This is a genomic window from Ruegeria sp. YTSC325 (assembly GCF_059609525.1).
The window spans coordinates 18,451-36,596 of record NZ_JBXWLY010000023.1 but is presented as its reverse complement, the minus strand read 5'-3'; the positions used below and the strand labels follow the sequence as shown (position 1 = coordinate 36,596).

At 55.3% G+C, this 18,146-nt stretch carries 19 protein-coding genes; 10 read left to right on the top strand and 9 right to left on the bottom strand.

Annotated features, from left to right (window positions below):
- Positions 1–551: 551 nt before the first annotated feature.
- Together AC2FF7_RS21375 and nhaA are read left to right on the top strand one after the other, a co-directional pair.
- The gene (locus AC2FF7_RS21375; protein WP_496906301.1) at positions 552–719 is read left to right on the top strand and encodes a hypothetical protein; all 168 of its coding nucleotides are present in this window, start codon (positions 552–554) and stop codon (positions 717–719) included.
- A 496-nt stretch (positions 720–1,215) separates the two neighbouring features.
- Positions 1,216–2,571, top strand: a complete 1,356-nt coding sequence (gene nhaA, locus AC2FF7_RS21370) for a Na+/H+ antiporter NhaA (RefSeq protein WP_260027328.1) — start codon at positions 1,216–1,218, stop codon at positions 2,569–2,571.
- Here nhaA and AC2FF7_RS21365 read toward each other — a convergent pair.
- The 3 genes from AC2FF7_RS21365 to AC2FF7_RS21355 all read right to left on the bottom strand — a co-directional run bounded on the left by AC2FF7_RS21365 (position 2,568) and on the right by AC2FF7_RS21355 (position 6,093).
- Entirely contained in the window at positions 2,568–4,367 is a 1,800-nt protein-coding gene (locus AC2FF7_RS21365; protein ID WP_496717009.1) for an SLC13 family permease, read from the bottom strand. The two genes, nhaA and AC2FF7_RS21365, sit on opposite strands and share 4 nt — an antisense overlap.
- A gap of 221 nt (positions 4,368–4,588) precedes the next feature.
- Entirely contained in the window at positions 4,589–5,854 is a 1,266-nt protein-coding gene (locus AC2FF7_RS21360; RefSeq protein WP_496717008.1) for a fatty acid desaturase, read from the bottom strand.
- Complete coding sequence (locus AC2FF7_RS21355; protein ID WP_496717007.1) at positions 5,851–6,093, bottom strand: hypothetical protein; 243 nt, start codon at positions 6,091–6,093, stop codon at positions 5,851–5,853. The genes AC2FF7_RS21360 and AC2FF7_RS21355 overlap by 4 nt, the downstream gene beginning before the upstream one ends.
- 154 nt (positions 6,094–6,247) lie before the next feature.
- Between AC2FF7_RS21355 and AC2FF7_RS21350 the strand changes: the two genes are divergently transcribed.
- The gene (locus AC2FF7_RS21350) at positions 6,248–6,982 is read left to right on the top strand and encodes a Crp/Fnr family transcriptional regulator (protein WP_496717006.1); all 735 of its coding nucleotides are present in this window, start codon (positions 6,248–6,250) and stop codon (positions 6,980–6,982) included.
- 78 nt (positions 6,983–7,060) lie between these two features.
- Here the strand turns inward: AC2FF7_RS21350 and AC2FF7_RS21345 are convergent, their stop codons facing one another.
- The 3 genes from AC2FF7_RS21345 to AC2FF7_RS21335 form a co-directional block, all read right to left on the bottom strand.
- Positions 7,061–7,249: a hypothetical protein gene (locus AC2FF7_RS21345; protein ID WP_113788272.1), complete on the bottom strand. Its 189-nt coding sequence runs from the start codon at positions 7,247–7,249 to the stop codon at positions 7,061–7,063.
- Positions 7,250–7,573: 324 nt separating this feature from the next.
- Positions 7,574–7,972, bottom strand: a complete 399-nt coding sequence (locus AC2FF7_RS21340; protein WP_299900798.1) for a hypothetical protein — start codon at positions 7,970–7,972, stop codon at positions 7,574–7,576.
- Entirely contained in the window at positions 7,969–8,388 is a 420-nt protein-coding gene (locus AC2FF7_RS21335; protein ID WP_010442279.1) for a hypothetical protein, read from the bottom strand. The genes AC2FF7_RS21340 and AC2FF7_RS21335 overlap by 4 nt, the downstream gene beginning before the upstream one ends.
- Before the next feature lie 349 nt (positions 8,389–8,737).
- Here AC2FF7_RS21335 and AC2FF7_RS21330 point away from each other — a divergent pair, with 349 nt between their 5' ends.
- The 6 genes from AC2FF7_RS21330 to hflC all read left to right on the top strand — a co-directional run bounded on the left by AC2FF7_RS21330 (position 8,738) and on the right by hflC (position 12,563).
- Positions 8,738–9,004, top strand: a complete 267-nt coding sequence (locus AC2FF7_RS21330) for a hypothetical protein (RefSeq protein ID WP_010442281.1) — start codon at positions 8,738–8,740, stop codon at positions 9,002–9,004.
- 38 nt (positions 9,005–9,042) lie between these two features.
- Positions 9,043–9,429 (top strand): hypothetical protein, encoded by a 387-nt coding sequence (locus tag AC2FF7_RS21325; protein ID WP_010442282.1) that lies wholly within the window; start codon positions 9,043–9,045, stop codon positions 9,427–9,429.
- An 8-nt stretch (positions 9,430–9,437) separates the two neighbouring features.
- The gene (locus AC2FF7_RS21320; RefSeq protein WP_120981224.1) at positions 9,438–9,896 is read left to right on the top strand and encodes a hypothetical protein; all 459 of its coding nucleotides are present in this window, start codon (positions 9,438–9,440) and stop codon (positions 9,894–9,896) included.
- 16 nt (positions 9,897–9,912) lie between these two features.
- Positions 9,913–10,404, top strand: a complete 492-nt coding sequence (locus tag AC2FF7_RS21315; RefSeq protein ID WP_481669115.1) for a BTB/POZ domain-containing protein — start codon at positions 9,913–9,915, stop codon at positions 10,402–10,404.
- Between the two features lie 75 nt (positions 10,405–10,479).
- The gene (gene hflK, locus AC2FF7_RS21310) at positions 10,480–11,547 is read left to right on the top strand and encodes an FtsH protease activity modulator HflK (protein ID WP_496717005.1); all 1,068 of its coding nucleotides are present in this window, start codon (positions 10,480–10,482) and stop codon (positions 11,545–11,547) included.
- Positions 11,544–12,563: a protease modulator HflC gene (gene hflC / locus AC2FF7_RS21305; RefSeq protein WP_010442286.1), complete on the top strand. Its 1,020-nt coding sequence runs from the start codon at positions 11,544–11,546 to the stop codon at positions 12,561–12,563. The genes hflK and hflC overlap by 4 nt, the downstream gene beginning before the upstream one ends.
- Positions 12,564–12,884: 321 nt before the next feature.
- Here the strand turns inward: hflC and AC2FF7_RS21300 are convergent, their stop codons facing one another.
- Positions 12,885–13,847 (bottom strand): helix-turn-helix domain-containing protein, encoded by a 963-nt coding sequence (locus AC2FF7_RS21300; protein ID WP_496717003.1) that lies wholly within the window; start codon positions 13,845–13,847, stop codon positions 12,885–12,887.
- A gap of 1,275 nt (positions 13,848–15,122) precedes the next feature.
- On the bottom strand, positions 15,123–15,626 hold the full coding sequence (locus tag AC2FF7_RS21295; protein WP_496717002.1) for a helix-turn-helix domain-containing protein: 504 nt from the start codon (positions 15,624–15,626) through the stop codon (positions 15,123–15,125).
- Between the two features lie 780 nt (positions 15,627–16,406).
- Here AC2FF7_RS21295 and AC2FF7_RS21290 point away from each other — a divergent pair.
- Positions 16,407–16,781 carry a hypothetical protein gene (locus AC2FF7_RS21290; protein WP_480535167.1) on the top strand — a complete coding sequence of 125 codons (375 nt, stop codon included), beginning with the start codon at positions 16,407–16,409 and terminating at the stop codon, positions 16,779–16,781.
- Between the two features lie 396 nt (positions 16,782–17,177).
- Here AC2FF7_RS21290 and AC2FF7_RS21285 read toward each other — a convergent pair whose 3' ends face one another.
- Positions 17,178–18,140, bottom strand: a complete 963-nt coding sequence (locus tag AC2FF7_RS21285; RefSeq protein WP_496906302.1) for a CobW family GTP-binding protein — start codon at positions 18,138–18,140, stop codon at positions 17,178–17,180.
- Positions 18,141–18,146: the final 6 nt, after the last annotated feature.

Sequence of the window (18,146 nt, the reverse complement as noted above, 5' to 3'; positions counted from 1 at the left end):
CGACGATGAATTCATCGATGTCACCTATGTCCAAATCCAAGCATGAGCAACCGAACGACGGTTAACGTGACAACACCAAAATTGTTTTTGCGAGGAGATTTGGCAGCGTTGAAGTCAAGTTCAACTCTACCCTCAATACCACAGATAACGGAAACTGCGGACATTAGATACAACTATATTCGATGACAGGGGTAACGAGCATTCCGCCCACCCTCACGACCGCCGCATTTGCTCTCCAAGACGGCTCATCCAGTTCGAAATACAAGAAGGCATGAAGAGAACCGTTGCTTATCTCGCTAATACCAAGACAATTGGAAAATTCACCGACGCCTGACTCGCGCTTGTTTCCATTCGACAAATTCAGCTTTCAAGCGCATTGCTGCTCACTTTGCATGGTGAAGCATTCGGCAGAACGGGCACTTTGCCGCCATGTGGTGCTGCAGCAACCGACCGCAGGAGCGCGATCCGGAACCGGACGCTGATGTAATATCACCAGAGTTCGGAAACAATGTTGCAGATCAGAGGCCTGACGATCCTCGCATTTGGATCCTGTGACCTTCAGCTACGCTTTGCCGATATTGGCGCGACGGGCGGCGAAATCGGACTGCGAGGCCTTGATGGACCTAAGCCGCAAGAAACCGATCCTGAAGAACCGGGTGTCGGAACATGTCGAACGGGCTGTGATCGAGTTGGCCATCGAAGATCTGGCCCTAGGTTAGAACCGTGCAAGTTGGGAGTTGCAACAGAAGAGCATCATGGCGTCGCCGTCGGGCGTCCGTTCGGTCTGGTTCAGGAACGACCTGGAAACCATGAAGACGCGGCCGAATGTCCACGCATCTATTGGCCGCTGGTTTCAAAATCCTGAGTGAAGCGGACTCGACTTTGGAAAGTCACAGCTGGCTCAAGGAAAGAGCCGAAGCACCGAAGCCTGACAAACGACTTCTGGTGACTATCCTGCTATTGTTCGGAGACGTTCCCGGGGAAATGACAAAGAACCAACTCCGGGGCTTCATGAATGCCGGATGCTAACCTGTTCCTTAATTTGTGAAGCCTAATCAACCGTTTCCGCATTGTCCGTTTCTCAGAAACTGAAAAACCTGCTGGTGAATATCCTGCGTGGATGGCTCCTGCATAGCCAGACATTGATCCACGTGGTCATTGCGTCCACGCTTCAATGGCGTAGTCTCTTTTCACCCGAATTGGCGTAGTTGTCCCATGATAGACAATCATCAAAGCCTGCCCCAAGAGTCCGCCGATAGAATAACAAAACCCTTCGCACGCTTCCTAGAGATCCAAGCGGCCGCGAGTGGGCTCCTGTTCCTGGCTGTTCTGCTGGCTTTGGCGCTGGCAAACTCGCCTTGGCAAGAAGGCTTCCTGGGCTTCTGGAAGACCCCTGTTGGCCTGACATTCGGTTCGTTCGATTTCACCCGCTCGCTGCGACACTGGATCAACGACGGGCTGATGACCCTCTTCTTTTTCGTGCTTTCTCTGGAGCTCAAGCGCGAGATCGTACTGGGCGAATTGCAAAACCCGCGACAGGCCGCCCTGCCGTTCGCGGGCGCTTTGGGCGGCATGGTGGTGCCGGTCGCGTTCTATCATTTGTTGATGTCCGGGCAGCCCGGGGCGCACGGCTGGGGAACCGTGATGGCAACCGATACGGCGTTCGTGATTGGATGCCTGGCGCTTTTCGGAAGGCGGATCCCGTCCACCTTGCGTCTGTTCCTTCTTTCTCTGGCCATTTTTGACGATGTCGGCGCAATTCTCGTCGTCGCCTTCGGTTACGGGGAAGCGTTGAACTGGTCGGCGCTCGGTTTGGGTCTGCTGGGAATTGGTGTCGTCGCAGGCGCCTCGCGCGTCGGGATCAGAAGTGTCCCGGTCTATTTTCTTCTCGGTGCGGCAGTCTGGCTATGCATCGATGCCTCCGGCGTTCATGCGACCATCGCAGGGGTCATTCTGGGCCTTATGACGCCGACGCGCATATGGGTAAGCGATGCCCGGCTGCATGCAATCCTTGGACGCCTACGCGCCGTTCCGGCCGGCGATCGGCAGCAGGGAGATACCGCAACCCGCCATAACCTGCGTCAAGCAAGCAGAGCGGTCACGGAGGCACTCTCGCCAGTCGAACGGCTCGAGACAATGCTGCACCCTTGGGTCGGCTTTGCAATCATGCCGATTTTCGCGCTGGCAAATGCCGGCATCACGGTTCAGGGTGCCGATTTCGAACAACCGGTCTCCTTGGCGATAATTGTCGGTCTGGTGCTAGGAAAACCGATCGGCGTCTTCGGGTTCAGCTGGCTAGCTGTCCGATCAGGCCTGGCAGTGTTAGCGCCGGGCTTGTCGGGGCCGTTAATTCTGGCCGGCTCGTTTCTAACTGGTATCGGTTTCACGATGTCGCTGTTCATAGCGGGCTTGGCCTTCGATCCGGCAACGCTGAACGCCGCTAAGCTTGGAATTCTCTCAGGATCAGCTATTGCCGCAACGGCCGGGATCCTCATGCTGCTCCTGCTGACAATTCACGCAGCGCGCACAAAAAGCGCCACAAGCACCGCAGAACAAGACCGGGTACCCTAGAATGGGAAGAATACCGGGATCACCCCGACCACGGCTGCGCCGACGATAAGATTCATCGGCACGCCGATCCTGAGGAAGTCGGAAAACCTGTAGTTCCCAGCGCCATATACCAATGTGTTGGTCTGATAGCCGACCGGAGTGGCGAAACTTGCACTTGCGCCAAACATCACAGCGACGACGAACGGCTTGGCGTCGACACCGAGTTGTTCCGCAACACCGATCGCGAGAGGTGTAACGACGACGGCTACGGCGTTGTTGGTAACCGCCTCGGTGAGCGCCGAAGACAGTATGTAGATCACAGCGAGCGTGACAATTAGGGGCAACTCTACGAGAGTCGGCACCAATGTCTCCACGATCAGGTTGACTGCTCCTGCATTCTGCATACCGCTGCCGACGATTAGCATGGAAAAGATCAGCACAAGGACGCTGGCGTCGATGGACGCCCAGGCTTCGCCGCTGTCGATGCACCGGAGCACGAGGATGGCAGCGACCGCGACAAGGGCAAGCACGCTGATCTCGGCGAACCCGGCTGCGGCGAGCGCCACAACCGCGAAAAGCGCGAACAGAGCCAGCGGCGCTTTCCCGCGGCGGAAGGCGCGCCCCCCGGCATCCGTGATCGCGGCAAGATCGCCCGCCTCGGTCATTCGGGCAAAGCCTTCAGGCGTTCCTTCCAAAAGCAGCGTATCGGCGGGGCGCAATAGCGCCGTCGACAGGTCGGGTCCAAGCACTTCCCCATGTCGGTGGGCACCAAGAACACGCATGCCGTATCGGTGCCCCATGGCAAGCTGGGCAATGCGCACTCCGCGGCTTCGGCGTGAAAGCGTCACGATAGCTTCGGCGACGATCAGCTCCGAGGTGTTTTCGGCCGCTGGCCCCTGGCGCAACCCGACTTCGATCCCTTCAAGTTTCCTGAGGGTGAGCAGTTCTGATGTCGCAACCTTGGCAATGATTCTGTCGCCCGGTTCGAGTATGTGTTCACTCAACCCCTCTCTCTTGACTCCAGAACGCGCACGGATGCCGACGATTTCAACACCTCTTCGGCTGAGGGCGGCGATTTCATCAATCGTTCGACCAATATTCGGGTAGTCCTCTCGCGGGCGTACCTCGGTCAAAAAAGTCGCTTCATCGTCGCCGCCCTGTTCCGCAATATCCTTTCGGTCCGGCAGCAGGACAGGTCCAAGCAGGAGGAGCGCCACACCGCCTGTGGCCGCGGCCACCAGACCGACCGGTGTGATCTCGAAAATTGAAAACGGTTCCAAGCCAGACGCCTGGGAAACGCCGTCCACCAGAAGGTTGGTCGACGTGCCGATCAGAGTACACGTCCCGCCCAGGACGGACATGTAGGATAGCGGAATCAACAGGCGTGTCGCAGCAAAGCCCAGGCTCTGCGCCAAACGAATGGCCACCGGTATGAGGACGATGACGACCGGAGTGTTGTTAATCAGACCCGAGGCGACTAGCGTCGCGATGAGAAACGCCGCTATACCGGCGACCGGGCGCTTGCTCCCTGCGGCGACAACCTTGTTCGCAAGTGCGTCGAGAAGCCCGGTTCGGACCAGCGCGCCGCTGATCACGAACATCGCAGCGATCGTTATGGGTGCAGGGTTCGAAAACGCTGCCAAAACTTCATTCGTGGGGACAAACCCCAAGACGACAAACAGCGCGGCGGCCCCCGCAGCGGTTACGTCCGGTTCGAAGCGCTCGGAAAGAAATGCTGCGAACAGAAGGACGACAACTGCGAGCGCAAGATAGGGTTCATAGTCGGCGATGAGATCAATCAGTCCGCCCTCCTTCATTCATACCTTTGCCGCTGACGATATGGCGGTCACAGCATCCACCTTCCTGATTAGAGTGACAACTGAGTAATCAGCCCAATTGTCCCGACAATACTGGCTCAGAAAGAAACCCAACTGGCACAGACGTGGCCGTCCGTGGAACGACAAATGTCCTATTTAGGTGCCCCCAGTTTCCTATCCAACGCGCCAATTCACTGACCAGTGGCAATATTTCGCAAGGCTCAGACGGGAAGTGCCCGGGCCTCTGCAAACGATAGCAATCTGCGGCTTTTCTCATCCCAAAGGTGCAGTCGCGCGCAGCGGAAGCTTTCCCAAAGCGTAATGCGTCTGGTCTGCGCCAGGGCGTCGTGATCCTTGACTACGTCGTGCAAACGGTAAAAGGGGATGCGGCTGGCCAGATGATGCACATGGTGGACTCCGATGTTCCCGGTGATCCAGCGCAGGATGCCGGGCAGAGCGTAGTGCGAACTGCCGTGAAGGGACGCGTCCCGGATGTTCCAGTCTTCCTCGTGCCGCCAGCTGGTTTTCTCAAACTGATGCTGCACGTAGAAAAACCACATGCCGGCTATTGCGGCCAGAAGCATCGTCGGCAGGAAGACGAACAGCATTACCTCCCAACCGCCCAGCAAGACAATCACTGTCAGAGTGAGGCCTATGGCAGCGTTTGTCGCCATCGCACTCAACCAGTAGCGCCAGCCGGACCGCATCAGATGGACGGGCAGCCGGTTGTGCAGAAAGAACGTGTAAAACGGCACTACTCCGAACAGGAAAACCGGATGGCGCAACAGGCGGTAAAGCGTACGGCCGGGCCATTCCTTCCCGCGGTACTCCCTGACTGTCAGCACCGGCAGGTCTCCGATGCCCCGCCGGTCCAGGTTTCCGCTCGTGGCGTGGTGGATCGCGTGGGTCTTGCGCCAGACGTCGTAGGGTGTCAGCGTGATAACGCCGATCACGCGACCGATCCAATCGCACAGACGCCGGTCGCGGAACAGGGAACCATGTCCGCAGTCGTGCTGGATTATGAACAGCCGGAGCAGGAAGGCTGCATTCGCCAACGCGAGAGCCAGTGCCAACACGGTGCTGATCGAGAGCACCCACCAGGCAACCGCCCATATTGCCACGAAAGGCACGAGCGTGACCGTCAGTTCGAAAATGCTGCGGGAGGGGATTGGCTGCCGGTACTTCATCAGGGTTCGTGTCCAGTCTGATGCGGTCAGCTGCGCCTCTTCCTGTCTCGGACCGGTTACACCGGAGGGGTATCCCGCGCCGGGTGCCCCACCCGTGACGGGCAAGGGTCCTGGCTGGACTCGCGCTTGCCGCGCGGTCGATGCAGATCCGGCTTTCAACATGTCGGTTTGGACGCTGCCGTCTTGGTGGCATGTGCCAACTGGCATGTCCTGATGACCGGGCTGTTGGCCCCGTGCCTTGTACGAGTAGAACGAAAACGGCATAGGCAATGTCCAACCCGGTGCAATTGAGTAGGTCATCCCGGCGGCCTCCGAACGGAGTTCCCGCCAGCAATGATCCGGTTGATGAGAACCGCCACGGCCCGATGCGCTTCTATTTCGCCATCAGTAACAGCTGCGTTCTCATGCGTCTTTGCAGCATCGCGAAGGATGCCTACGATCTCGCGTTCAGGCAGGACTTTGTGATCGTTCAGCGCCAGCAACATGGACTCGCAGATTGCGAGGGCAGCCATTCCCGAGAAGTCCTGCTCGCTAAGCATTTTGTGGTTTCCTTCCAGGTAACGCTTAGAGTTACGCGCGACCGGGCGGCCTCGCTTTTCACCAGCATCTTCGCAGAAAAAAGGCTAAGCTGGGCTAACCGAAAGCAGTCTCCGCACGATTGCGTCTGGAGATTTTTCGGCTTGTGAGGCCCCGATGACGGATATCTTAGAAAGCCCGCTTACAAAGAAGTTACAAGTCTTCCTCGCCTTGTCTGAAGATGAATTGGATGTTTTGAAGCGTCTGCATCTGCGCCGCCGGTCCTTCACGGCGGGGCGTGATCTTGTGCATCAGGGGCAATCTGATCAGGCCGCTTACATTCTGGCCGCCGGCTGGGTGTGTTCCTACAAGCTTCAGCCGGACGGAACCCGACAGATCGTAGACTTCCAGATACCAGGGGATTTTCTTGGATTGCGCAGCGTGCTGTTGCGCACCTCCGACCACAGTTTCGAGCCGGTCACGGACATTCAGGCGGTGGAGGTTCTGGAGGGCGACCTTCTGGAAGCATTCGAGAAAACGCCGCGCCTGGCGGCAGCCGTTCTCTGGGCAGCATCACGGGACGAAGCCATGGTCGTCGAGCACCTCGTTGGGGTTGGCCGACGCGCCGCAGATGCGCGCATGGCGCATTTCTTCTTGGAACTGGCGGAACGGCTGAGGTTGGTCGGAATGGGGAGCAAGAAAGGATACGCTTGCCCTTTGACGCAGTACCATCTTGCTGATGCACTGGGCTTAAGCGCCGTCCATGTGAACCGTGTTTTGAGGCAGCTTCGCGAAAAACGGCTGCTGACCTTTCGGGACGGCCGCGTGACGTTCGACGACTATGACGGATTGGTGGCCATTTCAGGTTTCGATACGGCGTATCTGGATCAGACCGGCCCACTTTTGAAATGAAGGAGGCCGCCCTTCGCTAAACTTGGGCGGCCTGACTTTCTTCTAAAACGAGATAAGTCAGTAATAAGACGAGATAAGTCAGATAATCTCTTCTGCAGCCGCGTTGAGTTCTCTGTCCGTCTCGTCGTAGTTATTCGCCTCGTGCGCTTTCTCGGCAGCCTGGTAGTGTTCCAGCGCCCGATCCTTTCTGGGACCGGCAGGCGCTTTGTCACAAGCTGCTTTGACCGAGGTCATCTTCTCGGTGACATTGGTTTGTTCAGGCGTCATTAGAATGTCCTTTCCTGGACATTCCGAGAATAGGAAACGCTGGGCAATGCGGCTCGTTTCAAGAACCGCACGCTTCACGCGCTTCTATTTTGCTCGGAAATGAGTGCCGCCGGAGATTCGGCAGGCACGAAGCGATGTACTCATCTTCTCCGCTCCGCTGCACTGACGCAGGTTAGCCTGGGACACTCGAAAGTTGTACTGTCCGCTTGGGTATCGGCTGTAGTGGTCAAGTTCTGGTTCTGAATCCAGACCCCAGGGGCCGGTTCACATGTCAATAAGTTCGTTAGAGGTTTCGCCCCAAGGTGAAGATTCACCCTGCTGGAGTCAGGTGGTGGGGGTTTGCTGATGTGACAGCCGCAGCCACCGACCGTTGTCCAGAAAATATGTGGACGCGCAGAGCGCCTCATAGATTGGTGAACCCGACTTTTCAGCGAATACGCGATAGGCGAGCACGGCAATGGCTCCTTGCCTGATTTGGCTACGGTCTTTCATTTCCACGGTTCGCCAGCCCGTGTTTTTCTTCATATGCTCCAGGATCTGTCCGCCCTGAAGGATGCCTGGCGGATAGGGAAGTATCATCACTGCATTTGTTGCAGTCACCGTGCGAGCGCTGTCCGCGCCGCTGGTCCAGTGTCGCGCCTCCAGATCCCAGAGGATCGCATTGTCCAGACCGGGCGTGCCGCCCTGCCTGCGGTCGCCGTCCTGTGCTTTGCCCAAGGTCATTGGCCCGTTCCCGGAGTGCCAGCGAGTATTAATTGCACAATCAGAAAGAAGATCGTCAGTACCGCCCATATCAATCCAGGAAAATTTGCCGGCCGGTTTTCCACACCACCAGAATCAGCCCTCAAACGCTTACGTCGTTTGGGAAGAAGACGGGTCAGTTCCCGCGCGAGCGTTCCGCTATCCTGTTTGAGTTCGGGCACGTCACGGAATTGCGACAACAGCATCTCCAGTCGCGAACCAGCGGCCTTTTCCTCCAAAGCGGCAAGCGCGGCTGCCTCTTCCCAAGGTTCGAGTTTTAGCCTTGCAAGGGCCGAAAGTACCGTAACAGCATTGCCTTTCCGGTCTTCACCAACGAAGGCCTGCAAAAAACGATCGAACTCAGGGCTATGCGGGTAAAGAATGCCACCTGCGGGCATCACCGTTTCCTCCTTTTCAATGTTTTCGGATCTTGGGAGCGAACGTGCCGAATGACCGGGGCCTCCTCTGGCAGGATCAAAATGTTTCGGATTGTTTTGATCATACCCGCATCGCCTGGAGCATGCGCTGACGCAGATCAGCCGGTGTCCAAACCTCTGAAGTCAAGCATCAGGGCAGCTCCAAGGTTCGCCAGCACTGCCCAGGGCCCAGCGGCGCTAACATGGGTCAGCGCGCATCGCCCGGTTCTGGGATAATGTATGATGACCGCAAATGCAGGCTACCTCTCTGCAATCAGGATACGGCAGCCTTTGCAGCGCGGAAGGCACGTATACATCGCGGAGACCGGAGATGGCGCTGCGTTCAATCAGATCCACCGTGACCTTCCCGCGCCCGTTTACCCTATCCGGATATTCGGACGAGCTGCCTGCCGGTGAATACGAAGTATTGGTTGAGGAAGAACTTATCGAGACGCTGAGTTTCCCGGCTTACCGCAGAACAGCGATTTTCCTGACTATAAACGGCAAGGGGCGTTCGCTGGGCCGAACAGAAATGCGGCCAATTACCTGGACCGACCTGGAAACGGCACTTGGCCGCGGCATTCAATATGACACCTGAAGATAGCGAGGCGGCGCTTTGCCGCTGGAGGAACTACAATGAACACTCCCGAATGGCTTAAACCTGGCCTCTACGGCGCCGTCATCGGCGCGGTACTTGTTAGTGTAGCTGGATTTTCTTGGGGCGGCTGGGTAACCGACCGAACCTCGAACGACAGGTCCGTGGCGATGGCCCGCGAACATGTTGTCACCGCATTGGTGCCTGTCTGTCTGGACATGGCCCGATCCGATCCGGAACGGGCTGCCAAGATGGCGGCGATCCGGGCAGCCTCTACCTTCCGGCAGCGAGAGGCCCTCATGGCGGCTGGCTGGGCGACGGTACCAGGCACAGAGACCCCGAACCGGGACATTGCGCACGCCTGCCTTGCAGCCCTTGACGTAAACAAGTCACCGGAGCGTCCGGAAAACACGATCAATGAAGGATGAGCAGCGCCATGTCACCACCTCTGCCTGAAACAACCGATCTTGAACGGCGCGTTCTAGCCCATGAACGGGTTCTCCAGTCGCTTATTGCTTACATGTCCCACACAGAACCGCGTTTCCTTGAGCACTTGAAAAAGCGTTTTGTTGAGCCGATGGCCATGGTGCGGCACGAGCATGACCACCGGAACGCGGATGATTACGCGGAGGAGTTCATTCGCGCCGTGATGGCCCTTGGAGAAACGCAATTGCCAAAGGCGGCGAGCTCCAGGGATCTCAAGAAGCCATTACACCAACCGAAAAAAAGACAAACTTCGGCACACCCCTATTATCCAACCGCGCAAGCTGATCGTGTCCGTGTCAGAGAGAGGAATGGGATCTGGGAGGTCAAGGTGGATGGTGTGTTCCACGGGGACTACCACGACAAGGGCATTGCTCTGGCGGCCGCAGCCTTGGCCCGCTTGTCGCTTTGATGAAAGGACTTCTCCTATGAACGAGCTAGTCAGAAAGTCCATTGCGGTTTTCACCCGGCCCTTCAGTTTGCCTGGCTTCGACGAGACGCTTCCGGCAGGAGAATACGATATTGAAACGGAACTGTCCTCACCGCCCGACCATCTGCACCCTGAAGCCTGGAAAGCATCTGTAGCGGTGAGACTGCATTCCCGGGCATCCCACCCCGGTCTGACGAGAACCTTGGCCGTTTCACTGGCGGACCTCGATGACGCCCTGGCAAAGGACAAGCTGACGGGAAAAGATCTGGCAGAACTTTTCCTGGAAGAGATGCTCGCAGACCCGATGGTTCGGCTGGTGATGGAGGCCGACGGTGTTTCCGAGATGCAGCTTCGGCATCTCTACGCGGGCGGGCGCGCATCCCAGACGGACAAAGAGGCGCCGGATGCGGCTCCAGCAGGTAAGTTGCCACAGGAAAATTCACCAATACAGGCTGCGGAGAACGAAGGAATGCCGACACAGGGGGAATAAGACACGTGGATCCACCCCGCCGACCGCCAGGGTCTGCGCCGGGTGCCGGTTCGCACGAGCAAGGGAGAAAACGATATGCCCGACCAGAACGGCGGCCCGGAAGACCGTGGGCCATGGCAAAGCAAACAGAAGAGCAATCCTCCCGAGATTGACGATCTTCTTCGTCAAGGCCGCGACCGCCTGAGCGGATTATTCCCTGAAGGGCGGCCGCCTCTGAGAGGGGTACTGGTTGCAGGAGCGATAGTCTTGGCGGCGGTTGCAGCCTGGTCTTCTTATTACACAGTCCCGAGCGACTCGGTCGCCGTTGTCCAGCGTTTTGGCAAATACACTGCTGAGGTTTCGCCTGGCCTGCATTTCAAATTCCCGTTTGGCATCGACGTTGCCACACTGGTGCCCGTGAAACGGCAACTGAAGCAGGAATTCGGATTCACCACGCCGGGCAGGAGTGATCCCTTCCAAAGCCCGTCAGACGGCCGACGTGAAACCGAAATGGTCACGGGAGATCTGAACGCCGCGCTTGTGGAATGGGTGGTGCAATACCGGATCTCGGATCCCCTGAAGTTTCTGTTCGAGGTACGCGAGCCAAGCGCGACTTTGCGCTACGTCTCTGAGTCCGTGATGCGCGAGGTCGTTGGAGACCGCACGGTTGACGAGGTCATCACCATCGGCCGGCAGGAGATTGAGAGCGAGGCACTTTTTAAGATGCAGGCTCTGTCCACGAAATACGCCATGGGCATCAGTATCGACCAGGTGCAGCTGAAGAACATCAACCCGCCGGGGCCTGTTCAGGCGTCATTCAATGAGGTCAACCAGGCACAGCAGGAAAAGGAACGCCTGATCAACGAGGCGCGCCGCGAGTACAACAAAGTCATTCCGCTGGCCGAGGGCGAGAAAGATCAGCGGATTCGAGAGGCTGACGGTTATCGCCTGAAACGGATCAACGAGGCGGAAGGCGACGCCGCGCGGTTCACCGCGCTTTTGGCCGAATACGTCAAGGCACCAGAGGTCACGAGGCGGCGGATATACATAGAGACACTGCAGGATGTTCTGCCCACAATCCTGTCAAAAATAATTGTCGAAGGATCGACTGCGAGCATCCTGCCGCTTTTGAACCTCGACAGGCTTCAGGAGGATCCGTCATGAGCATCAGACTGGGTCTCATTGCAGGGATTGCGGCTGCAGTTGGCGTGATTGCCTCCGGTTCCCTCTACACAGTTGGCGAAGTCGAACAGGCCATTATCACCCAATTCGGCAAACCCGTGGGAGAACCAGTTATAACGGCCGGTTTAAAGCTAAAGCTGCCCATCGTTCAGGAAGTCAACCGGATCGACCGCCGGGTTCTTGAGTGGGATGGCAATCCGTCCGACATGCCCACCAAGGACAAGCTCTACATTTCCGTCGATCTTTTCGCCCGCTGGAAAATCACCGACCCGTTGCAATATTTCCTGCGGCTGCGCGATGAGCGCAGCGCGCAATCCCGACTAGACGATATTCTCGGCAGCGAAACCCGCAATGCCGTCGCCAAACACGAGTTGATAGAGATTATCCGGACTACGAAAGGCCGGATCCCGCTGCGGGACACGCTTCTAACCGATGAGGAGCGTGCGCAGGACATAGGTTCTCTGGTTCCTATCCAGAAAGGCCGCGCACTTGTAGAACAGGAGATTTTCGCAGCCGCCTCAGAGAAGGTTCGTGTATTTGGGATCGAGCTTCTCGATATCCGTTTCAAGCGGATCAATTACAATGAGAGTGTGCGTCCGAAGATCTATGACCGCATGATCTCCGAGCGTCGCCAGATCGCTGAACGTTTTCTTTCCGAAGGCAATGGCGAAGCCGCACGAATTCGCGGCAACCGGGTTCGCGATCTGAACAAGATACAATCCGAAGCGTATCGCGCCGTCGAGGAAATCCGCGGCGTGGCTGACGCCTCGGCGGCTGCGATCTACGCAAAAGCCTACAACATCGACGCCCAAGCAGCCGAATTCTATGCGTTTACCCGGACAATGCAGGCCTACAAGGACATGATTTCAGGCGGAACGACGCTGGTCCTGACAACCGATAGCGAACTTTTCAGGTTTCTGAGAGGAATGGAGGCCGGAGAGCCGTCTGGGAGTACGTCTCCTCCCCCTCCCGGCCTGACGGCTGCGGCCGAACGCTGATGAATCGGAGGACAAAGAGATGACGGAAGAACCGGTGGATTTAGACGAAACGCGAAGCGCCGAACGCCAGATTGCGACCGACACCCGTTGCCGCAAACGCGGCGTTTGGGAGCAGACGCCATCCACTCCATCCGCGTTTAATAGGTTCAAAGTTTTGGGTTTTCGGCACGTGCATCCGCCGCAAACGCAAAAGTCCAGTTTGTCCGCGTCTTATCGGTTCGCATAGGGCACAACGAATGGCAACTGGTTTACATGTTCACTATTTGTTTTTCATGACGCCCAAATATGCACGCTCGGGTCAGTTGGGCCAAACTTTCAGTGTCAACTTGGCGGGAGTGAATTTAGGTAAGCATCTCGAAGTTTAGCACTTCGACGCCCAACAATTGAGTTGGCTATTTCCGAGCTACGCAAAGTCCAGACCCCGAAACCAGTGTATCTCTGGTGAGCTCCAAGAAACTTGAGGCCAAGATCCTCGCACAATTGAGTTCCAAGACCGTTCACTGAGATTGCTCCAATCTCACGAATAAAGATCTCTCTGTCGAGAAGCTCTTCCAGCTCTGAAACAAAACCTGAGAGGAGCAAGCGAGTCGCATTCTCATGTCCACGCGCAACATAAATCGCCGGGCAATATGCAAAGTAGTCCCCTGGCAACAAAGGACGTTTCAGATGATCCGGTGTAAGCTCCGCTTCATCGAACAGTAGTTCAAAGAAACTTTTTTCGGGATCGGACTTTGGAAAAATCAAGCCAACGTGTCCAACGATTTTCGACCCAAGCATTACATAGGGTCCAGACAAAAGGCCCGATTTTTGTATGTCACGCCATACCGTATCAGCGGCTGAAAACCCACTGGGTAAGTCATCTCCATGGTCCACCTCCATGCATGCCACGGCTTCTGTTACCGCCGATGAGGAGCCACCGAATTCGTTAAGCACTTCCTGATTGTTTAACAAACGATAGGCAGACCCTGAATGCTGTGGTCGCCCGGCCTCCCAATCCGCTCGGCAAGCAACCACATCCTCTAAGCTCCAACCGAGCTTTTCTTGCAGTTGGTATTCAAGGTCACCACGAATATACGACAGCGAGCGCTCATATTTGCTAATGGCGTCAACACTTACGTTGAGTATCATCGCCAGTTCCTCTTGCGTCATACGGCCATGGCGACCGCTGCCAATTCGATGGGAACGTAGTTTCTGAGCAAAAAGAGACGTCCAATTTTTCATTTTGGTCTTGGGAACTGCTGGGTTCAACAGCACCAGAATGCCAAAAGTCTTCGCCTTGCCCAAGCTTCTTACGGGTTTCTTACAGGTTTTTACAATTGTGGTCTGTGGGTTTCATCCACTGGCTCCGGCAGCTTGTGTTTTGTCGAACCTTGTTTTGGAGAAATACCATGCCCTACTGGACGATACCCTTTGCGTCACTTTTTGAAATGCTATGCTTTGCGGGACCGCGTGGTCGAAAAGGTCATGGACGACGAGCAAGAGAGGCAAGAAAAAAGAACTAATAGGCAGTCGATCATGTGATCGGGGATCAGCAAAAACGTTCAGCTTGCAATGCCCTTATGACCCGCATTGCTCGCAACACTAGAATTGCAAAGTTGGATATTAAAGGTCCGCTTTGGGCTGACTGCGGTCCTTTGGAGTTAGAATGCGGATGGCCGCAAAGTCTGCATTTCGGAGTTTGCAAAGCTCGACGATGAAGGTCCGGTTTTTGCCTCGCTCCGGTCACTTATGTGAAAGGCCGCGACAGACACCTCCGAGCCCATTTTGAGCGGGCAGGACTACCTTCCGAATGCAAGTGCAGTAGGGCTCATGGTCTTGATTCGTCGTGACTTTATCAACTACGGGTGTATCTGCACTCATAGAGCCCCCAACCGAAATTGACACCGATTGGGGACACGAATTATTGGGTATCAGCTTTCTCAAAAAGCGATCACCAAATCTGTTGGTACAGCACCATAAGTCATTAAGATTTATGGTCGCGAACCAATTTTATGATCGTTTCGCTATGCGACAAGCCAAGTCGGGCACAAAGCGGGTCAAGTTCAGTGTGACAAAGCCATTCGTCAACCGCAACCAAAGCTGGTTTTGTCAACCAAGTGCCCCCCGGCCGAAATGGCTTAACTTCTTTTGGGCTCCAGACGACCGTTTCATATGGAAGCACGAGAGGCCCCAGAATGATTTTTCTATCTGATATTTCGCTCATAATAGTATCCCTATCGCTGTTGCAAAAGTGAGCGCCCGGGATATTCCCATAACTCCTGAGCACAGCGCTGGATGGTGAGCCGCCAGCCTGTCGAATAAAACATAACTAAAAAGGTTCCAATACCCGTAACAATTGCGGGGTTTCGGTAGCTTGGGCCCCTGCCCCGACGGTGATCTTAATTGGATCGCCCAGTCGTTCGAGGGCAAAGAATTATTTTTTGAGGCTGACACCCTCAAATTTCCCCGATTGCATTTGAACAATCAAGGCAGATTTGTTTCGTCACGTTCCAGCGACGGTGACCATGATTACCACGAGGATCACTCGAAGGCTGGCTGGGATGAAGATGAATATTGTGATCACTCCTTCAATGAGATCTTCTCCATAGTCTTCGGATCTTTCTCGATCATCGAGAGATACTTGGCAGTGGGTCCCGATGGCGTGCGGCTACCATCCTCGTACTTCTGAAAAGTCTTCACCTCAAAGCCGTACGCAACACAGAATTGCTCCTGAGTATAGCCGAGGCGCTTTCTCAGCCGTGGGAGATTCACACCCTTGTCCGGCGTTGTAGAGATTGCCTTGATGCCAGCCTGCTTCAGCTCGGCTAGCAGTTCCTTCAAATCGGAGATTTTAGGGAGCAAGATCAGAGCAGTTGTGCCTGTTGCACCAACCTGCTCCACAGCGCGTTTAGCCTTGAGCAGTGAGATACCACACTTCGCAAGCGCGCGAGAGGCCTGAATGATGTCAGGGTCTTTTGATGCGCTAATCAGGGCGATTGAGCCTTTTGATCCGGATTTGTTTCGGACGACGTCCTTGACTGGCCCCAGTTGTGCGGCGAGCGCCTTCAATGATGAGTTCGTCATAGTTCACAGTCTCCAATACACAACGGCCAATTGTTCTTAGCCGCGCTACACCCAATCGGTTCGCCTCTAAGCCTTGGATGTGAAAACCACGAAGGATTATGATTTTCTCACTGAGCTCGGCCTCAGCGATCACCGTAATGAGTCCCTCGGGAACCCAGATCGAAGCAATAACCACATCACCTTCACTGTCGTCCCACTCGAACTCAAATCGAATGCTAGTCATTTATATACCCCCCTGGGGGATAACTTCAAGGTATCTCTTTTTTGAGAATGCGCTTCCACAGTACCTCTAGTGCCCGTCATCCAGCCGCCAAGTGCCCTAGCCCACCTTCTTCGAGACGGTTCCGTCATCCTCGACTTTCACAAAGGCAACAGTTTTATTGAAGCCGCCCTTGGGCAAGAATTTTACTTTCAAAACAAACCCTCAAATCAATCTCGGTTTTCTCAACTATCCAATCACCGCCTTCACTCCGCAAGTAAATCCATAAGCTCATAACTCTTTTGCCCGACAGAGACGGAAATATCTTCGCCTTGTTCGATGAAATCAAAGAGAGCAATCGGGATGCAAGGATGAACATCTGATCGAAGCCGTCGTAAGTGCGGCCTAGGCGCATCGGGACAATTTCGAAATCGCAGTTGCAGATCGACTGCGCTGTCAGCTGTTGCCTGATATTTTTTCTGGGTTTGGCCTGAATCCCACAATGACAGCTTCTCACGTGGAATTCACTAGTTTGAATGAAGTCTACAATATAAGTCGCAGGAAAATGGAGCAGTACAAACATGCGCACAACACATAATATCAATGGCGTTACCCCCTTCGCCAATTCCAATCCTGGCAGCGGTCGAGCGCTTGCGGCGACAATCAGTGCTGGTGTTTGGCCGGAACATGATCCTGACATCGACACTCAACTGAACGGCCAAATCGAAGAGAAGGCCTACGAACTACTAGAGGCTCGAGAGATCGAGGCATTTGCCGATTTCAACAGTGACGGTGATCGCACATATTACCAGCTCGAGAACGGAGAAGTCGGGGTTCACTGGGTCGCCGCTCAATTCGTTGAAGCTGGCACGGTCGAAGACCTCGCTGAGCAGGTCGTTAGTGAATTCCGTCGGTGGGCCGAAGAAAATAAAGAGGTTTCCGGCCTGACAATGTGAAAAGACATCCAAGTTTTCACCGAAATCCCGTCACACCCGGCGGGTTTTTTGTTTTTGGCTCCAATCATTAATTGGCTTGAGGGAGCTTTGACTGATAACGCCCTGCCCTTCTCAGATCGCATAAGTCCATTGTTCATTGGCATCTCACATCTGTATTCATGTGAAAAAATATTTTTTATCAGTTAGTTAGTCGCATAGTAACCGAAGTAACGACGCGTCCCAGCATCCTGCCCCGCCTCCTCAAGTTCCATTTTTGGACGCGGCGCGTTGGCCCGTTCAACCGCTAGCGCTCTTTCTTTTGGGTTCTCTACTTAATTAGACAAGATCATCCCACACGACTTATCCACAGGACACTCCGTCCGGGAATTAAGGGCACAGTGACATCTGTAGAAGCGCTTATCTTGTTTTTTGCGCCTTGCAAGAAAGAACACCCCCGCGCAGTGTGTCGCCATAGACTTGTCCTTTCGGCCCTATGAAGACCAGACGCGTGTGTGGATCTGTCTCTGTCCAACAGTCGCCCTCTCGCATGCTCCATCTGGAACCGACTCTTTGGAAGATCAAACGCTGATCCGGCTTTTGGGCAATGAAAACGAATCCCTTTGCCCTGAGTATCGTATCAGGCAGATCAGAGAAGAATTGCTGCAAAGCTTTTTCGTCGAGCGCGTCGTTGGTTTCCACACTGACGGTTTCAAAACCGTGTCCGGCTACGGGCGCAGGGGATTCATAAGCGGAGACGTCCTGATCTGTGTCTATACCAAGCGCCACATCTGTCGGTATCCGGCCTTCAATAGCCTCAAGTATTGGCGTATCCGCATACAGAGCCCCGACGCGCGACTTTGCTCGAGCGCGGCTTTCATCGGAAAGCAAATCAAGTTTGCTCAGCAAAATCATGTCCGCTGACACGAGTTGGGCGTTGAATAATTCGCGTGTCGCAGGGTCGCTCGCACGTGCTTCAAGTGTTTCCGCGTCAACAACTGTGATGATACCGTCAAGCCGGATCGCTTCATTTGCAAGCGCGATCTGAGCAATCGAGCCGGGTTCGGAAATGCCGCTACATTCCAGAACGATGGCATCTGGGCGATCTCTACGCTGAGCAATGTCGACGAGTGATTTGGACAGGTCACTCGCAACAGCACAACAGGCGCACCCGTTGGTCAAAGTAATCGTGTCGTCGGTTTGTTCGGCAATAAGTTCCGCATCGATGTTGATCTTGCCGAAGTCGTTCACCAAAACAGCGATTTTGCGGCCTTGCGGGTCCGCCAGTAACCGATTGAGTAGAGTGGTTTTCCCCGCGCCGAGAAATCCTCCGATGATTGTTAAAGGCAGCGACCTTGCCGGGGCCGCCAATTCGCGAGGCATCGACAT

Coding starts and splice junctions, on each gene's coding strand:
- AC2FF7_RS21295 (WP_496717002.1), bottom strand. CDS start 15,626: ATGACGAACTCATCATTGAAGGCGCTCGCCGCACAACTGGGGCCAGTC.
- nhaA (WP_260027328.1), top strand. CDS start 1,216: ATGATAGACAATCATCAAAGCCTGCCCCAAGAGTCCGCCGATAGAATA.
- AC2FF7_RS21285 (WP_496906302.1), bottom strand. CDS start 18,140: ATGCCTCGCGAATTGGCGGCCCCGGCAAGGTCGCTGCCTTTAACAATC.
- AC2FF7_RS21355 (WP_496717007.1), bottom strand. CDS start 6,093: ATGCTTAGCGAGCAGGACTTCTCGGGAATGGCTGCCCTCGCAATCTGC.
- AC2FF7_RS21365 (WP_496717009.1), bottom strand. CDS start 4,367: ATGAAGGAGGGCGGACTGATTGATCTCATCGCCGACTATGAACCCTAT.
- AC2FF7_RS21340 (WP_299900798.1), bottom strand. CDS start 7,972: ATGACCTTGGGCAAAGCACAGGACGGCGACCGCAGGCAGGGCGGCACG.
- AC2FF7_RS21335 (WP_010442279.1), bottom strand. CDS start 8,388: ATGCCCGCAGGTGGCATTCTTTACCCGCATAGCCCTGAGTTCGATCGT.
- hflK (WP_496717005.1), top strand. CDS start 10,480: ATGCCCGACCAGAACGGCGGCCCGGAAGACCGTGGGCCATGGCAAAGC.
- AC2FF7_RS21345 (WP_113788272.1), bottom strand. CDS start 7,249: ATGACGCCTGAACAAACCAATGTCACCGAGAAGATGACCTCGGTCAAA.
- AC2FF7_RS21350 (WP_496717006.1), top strand. CDS start 6,248: ATGACGGATATCTTAGAAAGCCCGCTTACAAAGAAGTTACAAGTCTTC.
- AC2FF7_RS21315 (WP_481669115.1), top strand. CDS start 9,913: ATGAACGAGCTAGTCAGAAAGTCCATTGCGGTTTTCACCCGGCCCTTC.
- hflC (WP_010442286.1), top strand. CDS start 11,544: ATGAGCATCAGACTGGGTCTCATTGCAGGGATTGCGGCTGCAGTTGGC.
- AC2FF7_RS21320 (WP_120981224.1), top strand. CDS start 9,438: ATGTCACCACCTCTGCCTGAAACAACCGATCTTGAACGGCGCGTTCTA.
- AC2FF7_RS21360 (WP_496717008.1), bottom strand. CDS start 5,854: ATGACCTACTCAATTGCACCGGGTTGGACATTGCCTATGCCGTTTTCG.
- AC2FF7_RS21325 (WP_010442282.1), top strand. CDS start 9,043: ATGAACACTCCCGAATGGCTTAAACCTGGCCTCTACGGCGCCGTCATC.
- AC2FF7_RS21330 (WP_010442281.1), top strand. CDS start 8,738: ATGGCGCTGCGTTCAATCAGATCCACCGTGACCTTCCCGCGCCCGTTT.
- AC2FF7_RS21290 (WP_480535167.1), top strand. CDS start 16,407: ATGCGCACAACACATAATATCAATGGCGTTACCCCCTTCGCCAATTCC.